At 65.5% G+C, this 13,696-nt stretch carries 15 protein-coding genes; 8 read left to right on the forward strand and 7 right to left on the reverse strand.

Features of this window, described 5'->3' with window-relative positions:
- The first annotated feature begins 43 nt into the window (after positions 1 to 43).
- The 5 genes from FCT00_RS03075 to FCT00_RS03095 all read left to right on the forward strand — a co-directional run bounded on the left by FCT00_RS03075 (position 44) and on the right by FCT00_RS03095 (position 5,231).
- Positions 44 to 1,201, forward strand: a complete 1,158-nt coding sequence (locus FCT00_RS03075; protein WP_138421795.1) for a winged helix-turn-helix domain-containing protein — start codon at positions 44 to 46, stop codon at positions 1,199 to 1,201.
- A gap of 36 nt (positions 1,202 to 1,237) precedes the next feature.
- A complete protein-coding gene (locus tag FCT00_RS03080; RefSeq protein ID WP_138421796.1) occupies positions 1,238 to 1,978 on the forward strand; it encodes a glucose 1-dehydrogenase in 741 nt (246 codons plus the stop codon).
- An 80-nt stretch (positions 1,979 to 2,058) separates the two neighbouring features.
- Positions 2,059 to 3,051 (forward strand): P1 family peptidase, encoded by a 993-nt coding sequence (locus tag FCT00_RS03085; RefSeq protein WP_138421797.1) that lies wholly within the window; start codon positions 2,059 to 2,061, stop codon positions 3,049 to 3,051.
- A gap of 59 nt (positions 3,052 to 3,110) precedes the next feature.
- Entirely contained in the window at positions 3,111 to 3,665 is a 555-nt protein-coding gene (locus FCT00_RS03090) for a hypothetical protein (protein WP_008334072.1), read from the forward strand.
- A gap of 87 nt (positions 3,666 to 3,752) precedes the next feature.
- The gene (locus FCT00_RS03095) at positions 3,753 to 5,231 is read left to right on the forward strand and encodes an NAD-dependent succinate-semialdehyde dehydrogenase (RefSeq protein WP_138421798.1); all 1,479 of its coding nucleotides are present in this window, start codon (positions 3,753 to 3,755) and stop codon (positions 5,229 to 5,231) included.
- Between the two features lie 182 nt (positions 5,232 to 5,413).
- Here the strand turns inward: FCT00_RS03095 and FCT00_RS03100 are convergent, their stop codons facing one another.
- The 6 genes from FCT00_RS03100 to FCT00_RS03125 form a co-directional block, all read right to left on the reverse strand.
- Complete coding sequence (locus tag FCT00_RS03100; RefSeq protein ID WP_171042868.1) at positions 5,414 to 5,932, reverse strand: globin domain-containing protein; 519 nt, start codon at positions 5,930 to 5,932, stop codon at positions 5,414 to 5,416.
- 165 nt (positions 5,933 to 6,097) lie between these two features.
- A complete protein-coding gene (locus tag FCT00_RS03105) occupies positions 6,098 to 6,553 on the reverse strand; it encodes an Hsp20 family protein (RefSeq protein ID WP_040885152.1) in 456 nt (151 codons plus the stop codon).
- A gap of 139 nt (positions 6,554 to 6,692) precedes the next feature.
- Positions 6,693 to 7,523, reverse strand: coding sequence for a trypsin-like serine peptidase (locus FCT00_RS03110; RefSeq protein WP_138421800.1), 831 nt, complete (start codon positions 7,521 to 7,523; stop codon positions 6,693 to 6,695).
- A gap of 84 nt (positions 7,524 to 7,607) precedes the next feature.
- Positions 7,608 to 8,894 carry a glycolate oxidase subunit GlcF gene (gene glcF, locus FCT00_RS03115; RefSeq protein ID WP_138421801.1) on the reverse strand — a complete coding sequence of 429 codons (1,287 nt, stop codon included), beginning with the start codon at positions 8,892 to 8,894 and terminating at the stop codon, positions 7,608 to 7,610.
- The gene (locus FCT00_RS03120) at positions 8,895 to 10,019 is read right to left on the reverse strand and encodes an FAD-binding protein (RefSeq protein ID WP_171042869.1); all 1,125 of its coding nucleotides are present in this window, start codon (positions 10,017 to 10,019) and stop codon (positions 8,895 to 8,897) included. It lies immediately after the preceding gene.
- 84 nt (positions 10,020 to 10,103) lie between these two features.
- Complete coding sequence (locus tag FCT00_RS03125; protein WP_138421803.1) at positions 10,104 to 11,534, reverse strand: FAD-linked oxidase C-terminal domain-containing protein; 1,431 nt, start codon at positions 11,532 to 11,534, stop codon at positions 10,104 to 10,106.
- 102 nt (positions 11,535 to 11,636) lie between these two features.
- Here FCT00_RS03125 and FCT00_RS03130 point away from each other — a divergent pair, with 102 nt between their 5' ends.
- Genes FCT00_RS03130 through FCT00_RS03140 form a run of 3 tightly spaced genes read left to right on the forward strand, consistent with a single transcriptional unit; the run spans position 11,637 to position 13,078 of the window.
- Entirely contained in the window at positions 11,637 to 12,047 is a 411-nt protein-coding gene (locus FCT00_RS03130) for a CopD family protein (protein WP_138421804.1), read from the forward strand.
- 3 nt (positions 12,048 to 12,050) lie between these two features.
- On the forward strand, positions 12,051 to 12,752 hold the full coding sequence (locus FCT00_RS03135) for a DUF599 domain-containing protein (RefSeq protein ID WP_138421805.1): 702 nt from the start codon (positions 12,051 to 12,053) through the stop codon (positions 12,750 to 12,752).
- A complete protein-coding gene (locus FCT00_RS03140) occupies positions 12,752 to 13,078 on the forward strand; it encodes a hypothetical protein (RefSeq protein ID WP_138421806.1) in 327 nt (108 codons plus the stop codon). The genes FCT00_RS03135 and FCT00_RS03140 overlap by 1 nt, the downstream gene beginning before the upstream one ends.
- Before the next feature lie 60 nt (positions 13,079 to 13,138).
- Here FCT00_RS03140 and FCT00_RS03145 read toward each other — a convergent pair whose 3' ends face one another.
- A complete protein-coding gene (locus tag FCT00_RS03145) occupies positions 13,139 to 13,696 on the reverse strand; it encodes a F0F1 ATP synthase subunit B (protein ID WP_008334045.1) in 558 nt (185 codons plus the stop codon).

A 13,696-nucleotide genomic window follows, 5' to 3' on the forward strand; every position in this document is an offset into this window, starting at 1 on the left:
CGCGTCCCGCAACGGATCGCCCGCGCCAGCGGGGGAAAGCCCCGTGATCGCGACACGCCTGACGAACCGAGACGCCCGCCGCCTCTGGCTCGCGGCCCACGGTCTGCTCGACGCGCCGACGCGGACGCCGGACGTGATGGCGATCATCCGTGATCTGGGCTTTCTCCAGATCGACACGATCCGAAACGTGGTCCGCGCGCATGACCACATCCTCTGGAGCCGCGCCCAGACCTATCGCGAAGGCCGGGTCTGGCGACATCTGGCGCGACGAGAGCTGTTCGAACATTTCACCCACGACGCCTCGCTCATCCCGCGCGAGGTTTTGCCCGACTGGCACCGACAGTTTCGCAGGCTCGGCGCAAAGGCCGCGCGCGGCGCGTGGTATCAGTCAGGACTCGCACGTGGCGAGATCGACGCGATCCGCACCCGCATCGCCGAGGAGGGGGCCCTGTCCACCCATGCCTTCGACACCAAGGTCGAAAGCCGGGAAATGTGGGCGCGCCCGCCGCACAAAAAGGCGCTGGACCAGATGTGGTATGCGGGCGACCTCGCCACCTGCCACCGGGAAAATTTCGTCAAGTTCTACGATCTGGGCGACCGCGTCTTGGGCGCGATCGACCACGCGCGGAGCGAGGCCGAACAGGCCGGCGCATTGCATGACGCGGCCATGGCGCGGCTCGGGCTGGCCAACGCAAGCGAACTCAACCGCTACTGGGATGCGACAGGCCCCGCCGAGGCTCGTGACTGGATCGAGCGCGCCGACCTCGTCCCGGTCGAGGTCGAGGCGGCGGACGGCACCGTGGCCCGGTCCTTTGCGCACCCCGAGCACCTCGCCCGCCTGCCCGATCTGGCCGACCCGACCAGCCGCATCCGTATCGTGAACCCGTTCGACCCCGCGTTTCGCGACCGCGCCCGCACCGAACGTCTGTTCGGCTTTCACTACCGAAACGAGATGTTCGTGCCGCAGGCCAAACGTGTCTACGGATACTACGTCTATCCCCTGCTTGAAGGGGACCGGTTCGTCGGGCGGACGGAGGTGAAGGCGGACAAGGCCTCGGGCATGCTGACCGTCACGGGCTTCTGGCCCGAGCCGGGTGTGCGCTGGGGCGCAGGGCGCACCGCACGGCTCGACGCGGAGCTCGACCGCTTCGCGCGGTTCGGCGGTCTGGCAGGCGTCACGTGGACTTGCCCCCGCCCCTGACCTGCGTCAGTCTCGCGGCAAAATCGGGAGAGGACCATGCGGCTTCAAGACAAGACAGCGATCGTGACCGGCGGCGGTTCGGGCTTCGGCGCGGGCATCGTGCGCAAATTCGCAGCCGAAGGCGCGAAGGTCTGCGTGGCAGACATCAACCTCGACGCCGCGCAGACGATCGCGGAGGAAGTGGGCGGGGTCGCGCTGTCCGTGGACGTGGGCAAAGCCGCGTCGGTCGAAGCCTTCGCGCGGGACGTGAAAGCGGCGCTGGGGGAAATCGACATCCTCGTGAACAACGCGGGCGTTACCCATCTCCCGAAACCGATGGAAGAGGTCACCGAGGACGAATTCGACCGCGTGCTCACGGTGAACGCGAAATCGGTCTACCTCATGGCCCGCGCTTTCATCCCCGACATGAAGGCGGCGGGCAAGGGCGCGATCCTCAATATCGCCTCGACCGCAGGCCTAAGCCCGCGCCCGAACCTGAACTGGTACAACGCCTCGAAAGGCTGGATGATCACGGCGACCAAGACCATGGCGGTGGAACTGGCCCCCTTCGGCATCCGCGTGAACGCGTTGGCCCCCGTGGCCGGTGAAACACCGCTCCTCAAGTCGTTCATGGGCGAGGATACGCCCGAGATGCGCGCCAAATTCGTGTCCACGATCCCGCTGGGCCGCTTTTCAACGCCCGAAGACATGGGCAACGCCGCCTGCTTCCTGTGTTCGGACGAGGCCAGCATGGTCACAGGGGTGGCGATGGAAGTGGACGGCGGGCGCTGCATCTGAGGGCAACGCCCGTGGCGCGGGCCGGGGGTTTCACACCCCCGGACCCCCGTGAGGTTTTTTGAAACAGAGAAGGGGCGGCGATGCGACCCGGAGCGCGAAACCTGATTACCGACGTGGCGGGCCTGAGGGTCGGCAACGCCTCCGACGCCACGATCAAGACCGGGTCGACGGTGCTGGTGGGCGACACGCCCTTCGTCGCGGGCGTGCATGTCATGGGCGGGGCGCCGGGCACGCGGGAGACCGACCTGCTCGCCCCCGACAAAACGGTGCAGGAGGTCGACGCGCTTGTGCTATCGGGTGGCTCGGCTTTCGGGCTGGATGCGGCTTCGGGCGTGGCGGATGCGCTGCGCGCGGCAGGGCGTGGGTTCTTCGTCGGGCCGGTGAACGTGCCGATCGTTCCGGGCGCGATCCTGTTCGACCTCATCAATGGCGGAGACAAGGATTGGGGCGAGAACCCTTACAAGGCACTGGGGCGCGCAGCTTACCAGGCCGCGCGTGAGGACTTCTCTCTGGGCAGCGAAGGCGCGGGCACGGGGGCCTTGACGGCGGACCTGAAAGGCGGGCTCGGGTCGGCCTCGCTCGTGCTGGACAACGGGGTGACGGTCGGGGCGCTGGTCGCGGCGAACCCGGTGGGCGGTGTCGTGGGGCCACAGGGCCAGTTCTGGGCCAGCCCCTGGGAATTCGACGGTGAATTCGGGGCGCGCGGACCTGTCACCGGCTTCGACCCGGGCGAAACGCCGGTCACGAAGCTGACCCCCCGAACGGCGACGACCATCGCCATCGTGGCCACGGACGCGGCTCTAACACAGGCGCAGGCCACCCGCATGGCAACGGCGGCCCACGACGGAATGGCGCGCGCGATCCATCCGAGTCACACGCCGCATGACGGTGACCTCGTCTTCGCCGCCGCCACCGGCGCGCGCGCGCTTGCAAGTCCCGACATCGACCTGATGCACATCGGTCATGCGGCCGCCACCTGTCTTGCCCGTGCCATTGCGCGCGCGGTCTATACCGCATCCGCGCAACCGGGCGACGTGATGCCCACCTGGGCCGCGCGTTTCGGCGGCGATTGACCGGACGCCGATATGCGCCGACACTCCTCGCGATTTCAGCCAGTCATTCGGAGGACACCATGACCCGTATCGCCGCGTTCGCCGCCGCCCTTTCCCTTGCCGCGACCCCGCTTCTTGCCGATGAAGTGACCGACACCCTGTCCTCGGCCCTTCAGGCCTATGAGGAGGGCGACATCGACTATGCCATCGAGGAACTGGACTACGCCAAGTCGCTGATGCGGGCGATGAAGACGACCGCGCTGGAGCAGTTCCTGCCGGAGCCGCCCGCGGGCTATACGGTCGAGGTCGACACGGACGTCGGCACGGGAATGGCGATGCTGGGCGGCGGCGTCGGGACCGAGGGCACCTATTCCAACGGGTCCGATGAATTCTCGATCTCGATCATGGTCGACAACCCGATGGTCACAGCATTCGGCGGGATGCTTCAGAACGCGGCCCTTCTCGGGATGAAGGTCGAGCGGATCGGGCGGGAGAAATTCATCGTCGACGACGACGAGATCACCGGGCTGATCGACGGTCGCATTCTGATCCGGGCCGAGGGCGGCGAACGGGAGCTCGTACTCTCCGTCCTCGAAACCATGGACTTCGAGGCGCTCGAAGACTTCGGGGGTTGAGCTACGCGTCCAGATCGGCTTGCGTTGCCAAAGGCCCCGTTTCGCTTTAGAGCGATACAATTAACACGTTAAGCACTGGAGGATGCCATGCCGCGCGACACCACCGATCTGGCCGGACTTCTGAAAGACCCCTCGCTTCTGGCGACCAAAGCCTATGTCGCCGGGGAATGGATCGACGCCGATGATGGCGCCACATTCCAAGTCACGAACCCCGCGCGGGGCGATGTGATCTGCACCGTCCCCGATCTGGGCCGGGCCGAGACCGCGCGCGCCATCGCGGCGGCTGAGGCGGCGCAAGCCGGATGGCGGGCGATGACGGCGAAGGAACGCGCAAACATCCTGCGCACATGGTTCAACCTGATGATGGAGAACCAGGAGGATCTGGGCGCGATCCTGTCGGCGGAGATGGGCAAGGCGATCACCGAGGCCAAGGGCGAGATCGCCTATGGCGCGTCCTTCATCGAGTGGTTCGCCGAAGAGGGCAAGCGCATCTATGGCGAGACGATCCCCGGCCATCAGCCGGACAAGCGCCTTATGGTCATTCGTCAGCCGGTGGGCGTCGTCGGCTCGATCACGCCGTGGAACTTCCCCAATGCCATGATTACGCGGAAATGCGGCCCGGCGCTTGCCGCAGGCTGCGGTTTCGTGGCCAAACCGGCGGGTGAAACGCCTCTGTCCGCACTCGCCCTCGCCGTGCTGGCCGAACGTGCGGGCATTCCGGCGGGGCTGTTCAGCGTCGTCACCTCGTCGCGCTCGTCCGACATCGGCAAGGAGTTCTGCGAGAACCCGACCGTGCGGAAGCTGACCTTTACCGGATCGACGGGCGTCGGGCGCATCCTTCTGGCCCAAGCCGCCGATCAGGTCATGAAATGCTCGATGGAGCTGGGCGGCAACGCGCCCTTCATCGTGTTCGACGACGCGGACCTCGATGAAGCGGTTCAGGGCGCCATCGCCTGCAAGTTCAGAAACAACGGCCAGACCTGTGTCTGCGCCAACCGGATCTACGTGCAGGACGGGGTTTATGACGCCTTCGCCGAAAAATTCGCGGCTGCCGTCGCCAAACTCAAGGTGGGCGACGGGCTGGACCCGGAGACCGACCTCGGCCCCCTCATCACATCGAAGGCGGTCGAGAAGGTGGAGGAGCACCAGAACGACGCGGTCGCCAAGGGCGGTGAGATCATCCTCGGCGGCGCGCCGCACGATCTGGGTGGGCTGTTCTATCAGCCGACCATCGTCAAGAACGCGACGCAGGACATGGCCTGCGCGACCGACGAGACGTTCGGTCCGTTCGCCCCGCTCTTCCGTTTCACCGACGAGGCCGATGTGATCCAGAAGGCGAACGATACCATCTTCGGCCTCGCCAGCTATTTCTACGCCCGCGATCTCAGCCGGGTCTACAAGGTGGCCGAGGCGCTGGAATACGGCATCGTCGGGGTGAACACAGGCATCATCTCGACCGAGGTCGCCCCGTTCGGCGGTGTGAAGCAGTCCGGGCTTGGCCGCGAAGGATCGAAGCACGGGATCGAGGATTTCCTCGAACTGAAATACATCTGCATGTCCGTCTAAAGTTTCTGCGCTGTCCGGGAACCCGAGACGTAAAGGGCGCGGCGTCCCGGCTTTGGTCGGGGCGGCACGCGGGCCACTTCAATTGAAGCCTGTGCGGGCCGTTCGGTGGATTGGCCCGCGCTTGACGCGGTCGGAGGTGCGGCCAAGGCGACCGAGCGGGGTTTTGCCCCGCTCGTTTCGCTTCAGTGCAGCCGAAGGTCCATCGTCGCCTCCATCCGGCGACCAAGGCGGATGACCGCGGATTCTTCGGCCTCCTTCCTGAACAACCTCTTGTCCGCCATCATCTCCTCCTGTTCGGCGATCATGCCGGCGATGATCGGCGTGGACATATCTGTGAAACCGCCCCACCACGCCTTCGCGATCTTGGGATGGTCGTGATGCGGCAGGTATTCGATCAGCGTTTCCAGAAAGGTCGAGCCGAAGATCGGGAACATATCCTGCTTCACACCCAGCCGCGCATGGCGTTTGCCGAACTCGATCAGCTCCCCATCCAGATCGCGACCGGACTCCATCCCACGCATGGTCATCGCGACGGCGGCATACAGCATCAGCGCCTGCTTGTCCTGATTATGGACGAACAGGCGTCGCGCTTCCGGCACCTGTTCAAAGAACCGGTCGTAGAACCGGCGGGAAAATTCGATCCGGACCGAATACAGATCGCTCAGGCACGCCCGTATCAAACCTGCGTTTTCAAATGGCATTACCCCACTCCTCAAAATAGTCACGCAGGATGGGTATGGCCGGGGTCGCGTTAAAGATGGGTGACTAACCGCCATCGGAACACGGCGTTTTTGAAACAAACCCGACGCAAAGAAAAACGCGCGGGCCGAAACCCGCGCGTCTGCACCTTTGTATGTGGCCCGGGATCAGGCCTCGATGGCTTTCGCCTCGATGTCGTTCGCTTTCGCGATTTCGATCCGGCGCGGCTTCAGTGCTTCCGGCACTTCGCGCACAAGATCGACGTGGAGCATACCGTTCTCATGCACGGCGCCCGTCACGCGGACGTGGTCGGCAAGATGGAAACGGCGCTCGAACGCGCGGGTCGCGATGCCGCGATGGAGGTAGGTCTTCTGCTCGCCGTCTTCGGCCTTTTTCGCCGAAATCACGAGCGACTTTTCCTTCACCTCGACGCCCAGCTCCTCATCGGTGAAGCCGGCCACGGCCACCGAGATACGCCAGCCGTCGTCGGCGGTCTTTTCGATGTTGTAAGGGGGGTAGCTCTCACGGCTCACGTCGTTGGTGAACACCCGGTCCATCAGGTCGGCAATCTGGTCGAAACCGACGGTGGCACGGTAGAGCGGCTGCATATCAATCGTACGCATGGTCATCCTCATCTGAGCAATAACAATGTTGAGCCTTCCCAAGGGGACAGGCGGGGATACGGACCCGGTCATCGGCGCCCGTGATAGTCAGATGGGGAAGGATTTTCGGGGTTTCAAGACCCGCGCGAACGGTTCCGGATCAGTGGCCCGGACGCAGGAATTTGGCGGTCGACGCCGCGCCCGTATCGCGGCGCACCACGACCGGCGCGGCCCCCTCGGTCGGGGCCGCGACATGAACGAAAATGCCGTCCGAATTGGCGAGAGCCACCTTCAGGGTGTCGAGCGTTTCGCCCAGGCTGGTGCCCAGTGACACCGGAAGCTGACCCGCCGTCGCCTTGGCCGACACGACCGAGACCACGACCGGGCGGTTCCACTGGATCATGAAGATCGGCGCACCGGAAGATCCGTGATCCACGTCGCAATTCATGACGAGCGATCCGCCCTGACGACCCAGCACCTTGCACGTCTCCTGTATCGACGGGGCCTCGGCCCGGTCGAAGGCGTAAGACACGACACCGACCTCATCGCCCTTGCGCGGCCAGTCGCCCACGGCGAAGGGGGCCACGTTGGTTTTCTGGATCGGCTGGTCGAGTTCCAGAAGCGCGATGTCGTTCGCCACGCGCCGGGTGTTGTCCTCACCCGCGAAATCATACGCCTCGTTCACGACGTAGCGGCGCACGCTGCGATAGGCGACCGCGCGCCCGTTGCGCCAGCCTGCGAGAAACTCGATGCTGTTCGCCGGATACCGTTCGCCCGTATCGGCGTTGTAGACGCAATGCGCCGCCGTCAGCACGAGCGTTTCCGAAATCAGCGCCCCGGTGCAGAACGCCTCGCCCGCGATATTGAGCCGCCCGACCGCTTCCCACCCCTTGCTGTCGTTCGCCGTCATCAGCGCGCGCAGTTCCGACGGATCCGCGGCCACGGGCATCGCTGCGAAAAACGCCATGAGGGCGGCGAACAATCGGATCATCGGTGAACCTCGGCCTGCAATTCGGGTCGAGGTTCGGGCTACCGGGGGTTTAGGGCGAAAATGTGGCCCGGCGCGCGGCGCACCTCAGTCTGTTGCCATCTTGCGCGGACGCGGCCCGCCCGTCGCCCAATCGAGAAGCTCGACCGTATGCACCACCGGCACGTCCGCGCCGCTCCCGATCTGGATCATGCAGCCGATGTTGCCCGCCGCGATCACCTCAGGCCTTTTCGCCATGAGCGTGCGCACCTTGCGCTCCTTCAGCTTGCCCGAGATCTCTGGCTGCATCAGATTATACGTTCCCGCCGAGCCGCAGCACAGGTGACTGTCGGCAGGCTCGACAATCTCGAACCCGGCGCGTTTCAGCAGGTCCTTGGGGTAGGTCTTGATCTGCTGGCCATGCTGAAGCGAACAGGCCGCGTGATAGGCCACGCGCATGTCTTGCGTGCCCTCGGGCAGATCGAGTTGCATGAGCAGTTCCGAGACATCCATCGCGATCCCCGACACCCGCGCCGCTTCCTCCGCCATGTCCGTCGTGCGGAACATATGGCCGTAATCCTTGACTGTCGTCCCGCAGCCCGAGGTGTTGATGACCACGGCGTCCAGCCCCTCGCCGTCCATCTCGGCCACCCAGGCGCGGATGTTCCTGGCCGCCGTCCCATGCGCTTCGGCCTCCTTGCCCATGTGGTGCGTCAGCGCCCCGCAGCAGCCCTGCCCCTTGGCCACCACAACGTCGCATCCCAGACGGCGAAGCAGCCGGATCGTCGCGTCGTTGATATCCGTATCCAGCGCCCGCTGCGCACAGCCCGTCATCAGCGCGACGCGCTTCTTGCGCGGCCCCGTTGCCGGAAACACCTGCGCGTCGTCGTTGCGGCTGACCGGCGGGATCTGCTTGGGCGCCATCGCCAGCATCGCCCTGAGCCGCGCGTCGGGCACGAACCTGCGAAACGGCTTGCCGATCTTCGCACCCAACAGAGCGAGCCGGAACCGCCCCGGATAAGGCAGGATGCGCGCCAGCGTCCAGCGCAGCACACGGTCCATGAGGGGCCGCTTATAGGTTTTCTCGATATGCGCCCGCGCATGATCCACCAGATGCATGTAATGCACGCCAGACGGGCAGGTCGTCATGCAGGCCAGACAGGACAGACACCGGTCGATGTGCTTGACCGTCTTCTCGTCGGCGGGCCGCCCACTCTCCAGCATATCCTTGATGAGGTAGATGCGCCCGCGCGGGCTGTCCAACTCGTCGCCAAGCACCTGATAGGTCGGACAGGTCGCGGTGCAGAACCCGCAATGCACACAGGCGCGCAGGATCTCGTTCGACCGGGCGATGCCGGGGTCGGTCAGTTGCTCTTTCGAGAAAAACGTCTGCACCTAAACCCCCATCAGACCGGGGTTCAGAATGCCCCGGGGATCGAATTTCGTCTTGATCTGCCGATTCAGCGCCGCGATGGGCGCAGGCTCCGGCTGGAACACCGGCACGGCGGCCCGAGTCTCGGCACGCGCGCGCACCAGCGTCGCATGCCCACCGAGCCGCGCGATCTCACCCCGCAACACCTCAGCGCCGCAGTCCCCCGCCTCCGGCACCGCAAGCCACATGAGCCCCCCGCCCCAGTCGAGGATCGCATCGCTCACCCGTGCGCCGAGAGCGTCCAGAAGCCTCGGCGCATCCCCCGGCTTCACGCTGACTTTCCACACCGCCGCATCCGTCCCGGCAAAGGGCGCCACGTCGCGCACCTCGGCCCAGAGCGCCGCACTCGCGGCCCCCTCGACCAGTTCGAACCCGGCGAGTGCCCCGTTCTGCAACGCCTTGGTCCGGTAAGCGACCGCACCCGCCAGCCCTTCGAGCCGCACCTGCGTGCGCCCGCCCACCAGATGCGCCGCCGCGGTGACGTCGAAGGGCGATCCCAACGCGGCGGACAGTTTCCCCACCGCCTGAGCGGACGAAAGCCCCTCGGCGACGAGCGAGGCCTGCACTTCGGGCCGCGCCTGCACCTTCAGGCTCACTTCGCTCAAAACCCCGAGCGTGCCCCAGGACCCGGCCATGAGCTTGACCAGATCGTAGCCTGTGACGTTCTTCATCACCCGCCCGCCGTTCTTCACGATGCGCCCGGCGCCATCGACGAACCGCGCGCCCATCGTGAAATCGCGTGCCGCGCCCGACTGGATGCGCCGTGGCCCCGACACGTTCGCCGCGACCGCCCCGCCGATGGTCGGCACGCCCGAGGTGCCCAAGAGCACCCGATGATCCATCGGCTCGAACGCCAACCTCTGCCCCTCGGCCTCCAGAAGCGCCTCGATCTCGGCCAGCGGCGTCCCGGCCCCGACCACCAGCGTCAACGCACCCGGTTCATAGAGCGTCACGCCAACGATCCCGACCTCCAGAACCTCGCCGACGACCGGCGCGCCCACGTCGCGCGTGCCACCGCCCTTGATCCGCAGCGGCCCGTTCGCCCCCTTCACCGCCTCCGCGAGGTCCGTCTCACTCTCGATCCGCATCATCTTCTCTGTTTCAAAAAACCTCGGGGGGTTCGGGGGGCTGGCCCCCCGACCGGGTCGACCGGGCCCAAGCCCGGGCGAAATCTATCCGCGCCGCGCCGCGCTCACGTCGAGCGGAAAGACCTTGGCCGGGTTCAGGAGCCACCCCGGATCGAACACGTCCTTCACCGCCATCTGCATGTCCAGATCCTCGGGCGTGTATTGCACCCTCATCAGATCGCGCTTTTCGATCCCGACCCCGTGCTCGCCGGTCAGGCAGCCGCCCACCTCGACGCAGAGCTTCAGGATATCCGCGCCCATCGCCTCGCATTTCTCAAGCTCGCCGGGGGTGTTGGCATTGTAGAGAATCAGCGGATGCATGTTGCCGTCGCCCGCGTGAAACACGTTGCCGACCTTCAGCCCGTATTGATCCGACAACTCCCCGATCCGGCCCAGCACATGCGGCAATTCGCTGACCGGGATCGTCCCGTCGAGGCACATGTAATCGTTGATCTGCCCCATCGCGCCGAAGGCCGACTTGCGCCCGAGCCAAATCTTGGCGCTCTGCTCGGGCGAAGCCGACTGGCGCACCTCCACCGGGTCGTGGCGTTCGGCGATGGCGATGATGCGCGACAGCTGGTCGTCGATCTCGGCCTCGCTGCCCTCGACTTCGATGATGAGCAGCGCCTCGCAATCGGGATAGCCCGCGCCGGTGAAAGCCTCGGTCGCCTCGATACAGGGGCGGTCCATGAATTCGATGGCGACCGGCACGATGCCCGTCTTGATGATGTCCGACACACAGGCGCCCGCGACGACGTTCGAGTCGAAACCGATCAGCACGGGCCGCGCCCCTTCCGGCTTGGCGAGAATACGCAGCGTCGCCTCGGTCACGACGCCCAACTGGCCCTCGGACCCGCAAACGAGGCCCAAAAGGTCAAGCCCGCCCGCGTCCAGATGCGCGCCGCCGATCTCGATCACTTCGCCATCGGCCATCACCATCGTCACGCCCATCAGGTTGTTGGTCGTGACCCCGTATTTCAGGCAATGCGCCCCGCCGGAGTTCATCGCGATATTTCCCGCAATCGCGCAGGCGAGCTGGCTTGACGGATCGGGGGCGTAGAAGAACCCGTCCGCCTCCACCGCGCCCGTGACCGAAAGGTTGGTGCGCCCGGCCTCGACCCGGATGAACCGATTGGCGTAGTCGACCTCTAGCACGTCCGCCAGCCGCGCCACCCCAAGGATCACGCTGTCCGCCGTGGGCAGCGCCCCACCGGCGAGCGAGGTGCCGGAGCCACGCGGGACCACCGGAACGCCCTCGGCATGGCAGATTTTCATCACCGCGCTCACCTCGGCGGTCGAGGTGGGCAGGACCGCGCACATCGGCGGGCAGCGATAGGCCGACAGGGCGTCGCATTCATATGCCTTGAGTTCGATCCCGTCGTCGATCACGGCGTCGGCGGGCAACACCTCGCGCAAGCGCGATACGATCCGGTCCTTTCGGGCGAGGATGTCCTCGCGCGGTTCTGGCATCTGCATGGCGCACCTCCCTGTCCCGAACCGTAATACGGCCCGCACGGCACCGACGCAAACCCGTGTATCGCCCTTGCGCTCGCATCGGATGTCGGGTCATCTCGCATCATGGTTTGGGTCAAGATCATACATATCCTTTGCGTCATGGGCTGGATGACGTCGATTTTCGCCGTTCCCCGCGCGATCATCTATTGGAAGCGCGACTGGGACCGGCACACGGCGCAGGGACCGATTGGCGACCTGACTTTCCGCCTGTACCGCTTTTCCGCCGGGCTCGGCGTGATCGCGGCGATCACCGGGCTTTGGATGGCGTGGGATCAGGGGTTTCCCGGCTGGGTCTGGCTGAAACTCGGCCTCGTCGCCCTGCTTGCGGTTCACTACGTCTGGACCGGACGGCTCGTCATCAAGGCGCAGCGCGGATCGTTCGAGCAATCGGACAAGTACCTGCGCATCTTCAATGAACTTTCGGTCCTCGTCGTCATCGCGATCCTCTGGGCCGTCGTGGCCAAGCCGTTCTGACCGATGGGAACGGTGGCCGAGGTTCTCGCCGCGTTTTCCTGGCTCGACGGCGTGGCCGTGGCGTCACTCCTCATGGCCTGGATCGGCATCCGCTGGCTGATCGAACATTCGCCGGATCACCGCCCGTCGATGGGCCGGGTCATGCGTCAGTATCGTCATGACTGGATGAAGCAGTTCGTGACCCGTCAACCGCGCATCTTCGATGCCTCGGTGCTGTCGTCGCTCCGGCAGGGCACGACGTTCTTCGCCTCGGCCTGCATGATCGCCATCGGCTCTGGCCTCGCGCTTCTGGGCAATGCCGAACGTCTGGGCAACGTGGCCGAAGACCTGATCGACGCCCAAGCCCCGCAGATCGTGTGGGAGATCAAGATCCTCTTCGTGCTGCTCTTCGTGACCGCCGGGTTTCTGGCGTTCGTCTGGTCGCATCGGCTGTTCGGCTACAACGCCATCGTCATGGCGAGCGTGCCCAACGACCCGAACGATCCCGACGCCTACCCGCGCGCCGAGAAGGCCGCCGAAATCAACATCAACGCGGCCCGCAGCTACAACCGGGGCCTCAGGGCCGTCTATTTCGCGATGGCGGCGCTGGCGTGGCTCTTGGGACCTCTCGCACTATTGATTGCAACCGTCATCACCTTCGTGGTCCTCTGGCGGCGGGAGTTCGCATCGAATTCCCGCAAGACCCTGATGACCCCGGACCCCTAATGAAACCCGCGCTGATCCTTGCCCTCATCCCCCTGCCCGCGCTGGCCGACGTGCCGGTGATCGAACGCGCGTGGCTTGAGGGGACGACGGTCAACGTGACCCTGAGCCACCCGGACGAAGGCTGGGATCACTATGCCGATGCATGGGAGGTGTTCGGGCCGGATGGCACCTCGCTGGGCATCCGGGAACTGGTGCACCCCCATGTGGACGAGCAGCCCTTTACCCGCAGCCTCACGCTGTCGGAGGTGCCGGATGGCGCCCTGACCATTCGGGCGCGCTGCCTTGTGAATGGGTGGGGCGATACGCGCGCGCCCGTCAAACGCTAGGCCCGAAAACGAAAAACCCGGGCGCGTGGCCCGGGTTTTCCAAATCATCGCGTGTGAAGCTCAGTGAAGCTTGGCTTCGACCTCGCCGATCGACGCATCGATCAGCTTGTTCGCCTCGGTCGCGGTCATCTTCTTGGCGATCACCTCTTTCGACGCGCCGATGGCGGCGGCGATGGCGGTGTCGCGGATTTCCTTGATCGCGGCGGCTTCGGCCGACTTGATCTGCTCTTCCGCACCGGCAAGGCGGCGCTTGATCGACTCGGCGATCTGGATCTTCGCCTGTTCGGCAGCCTCGGCGGCTTCCGTCTTGGCATGTTCCACGATCTGCGCGGCCTGATCCTTCACTTCCTGCTGCTTGCGCTCATAGGAGGCGAGGATGGTCTGCGCTTCTTCCCGCAGGGCGCGGGCTTCTTCGAGTTCGGCCTTGATCGTGTCCGCCCGCTTGTCGAGCATCCCGCCGATCATGCCGGGCACCTTGAAGTAGACCAGCACGAGAACGAACAGGATGAACGCCAGCAGCACGATGAAATCGGTGTTGCCGAGCGAGATGAACGGGCCGGTCGCGGCCAGCGCGGGCGTGGCGGCGACGAGGGGGAGAAGGGTCAGAAGTTTCTTCAT

This window comes from Maritimibacter alexandrii (genome assembly GCF_005871115.1).
GTDB lineage: Bacteria > Pseudomonadota > Alphaproteobacteria > Rhodobacterales > Rhodobacteraceae > Maritimibacter > Maritimibacter alkaliphilus.

Bases quoted from the DNA above. Each gene is read 5' to 3' on its own strand.
- FCT00_RS03135 (WP_138421805.1), top strand. From the start codon at position 12,051: ATGGGAACGGTGGCCGAGGTTCTCGCCGCGTTTTCCTGGCTCGACGGC.
- FCT00_RS03100 (WP_171042868.1), bottom strand. From the start codon at position 5,932: ATGCCATTTGAAAACGCAGGTTTGATACGGGCGTGCCTGAGCGATCTG.
- FCT00_RS03140 (WP_138421806.1), top strand. From the start codon at position 12,752: ATGAAACCCGCGCTGATCCTTGCCCTCATCCCCCTGCCCGCGCTGGCC.
- FCT00_RS03085 (WP_138421797.1), top strand. From the start codon at position 2,059: ATGCGACCCGGAGCGCGAAACCTGATTACCGACGTGGCGGGCCTGAGG.
- FCT00_RS03090 (WP_008334072.1), top strand. From the start codon at position 3,111: ATGACCCGTATCGCCGCGTTCGCCGCCGCCCTTTCCCTTGCCGCGACC.
- FCT00_RS03095 (WP_138421798.1), top strand. From the start codon at position 3,753: ATGCCGCGCGACACCACCGATCTGGCCGGACTTCTGAAAGACCCCTCG.
- FCT00_RS03080 (WP_138421796.1), top strand. From the start codon at position 1,238: ATGCGGCTTCAAGACAAGACAGCGATCGTGACCGGCGGCGGTTCGGGC.
- FCT00_RS03130 (WP_138421804.1), top strand. From the start codon at position 11,637: ATGGTTTGGGTCAAGATCATACATATCCTTTGCGTCATGGGCTGGATG.
- FCT00_RS03125 (WP_138421803.1), bottom strand. From the start codon at position 11,534: ATGCAGATGCCAGAACCGCGCGAGGACATCCTCGCCCGAAAGGACCGG.
- FCT00_RS03110 (WP_138421800.1), bottom strand. From the start codon at position 7,523: ATGATCCGATTGTTCGCCGCCCTCATGGCGTTTTTCGCAGCGATGCCC.
- FCT00_RS03105 (WP_040885152.1), bottom strand. From the start codon at position 6,553: ATGCGTACGATTGATATGCAGCCGCTCTACCGTGCCACCGTCGGTTTC.
- FCT00_RS03120 (WP_171042869.1), bottom strand. From the start codon at position 10,019: ATGCGGATCGAGAGTGAGACGGACCTCGCGGAGGCGGTGAAGGGGGCG.
- FCT00_RS03145 (WP_008334045.1), bottom strand. From the start codon at position 13,696: ATGAAGAAACTTCTGACCCTTCTCCCCCTCGTCGCCGCCACGCCCGCG.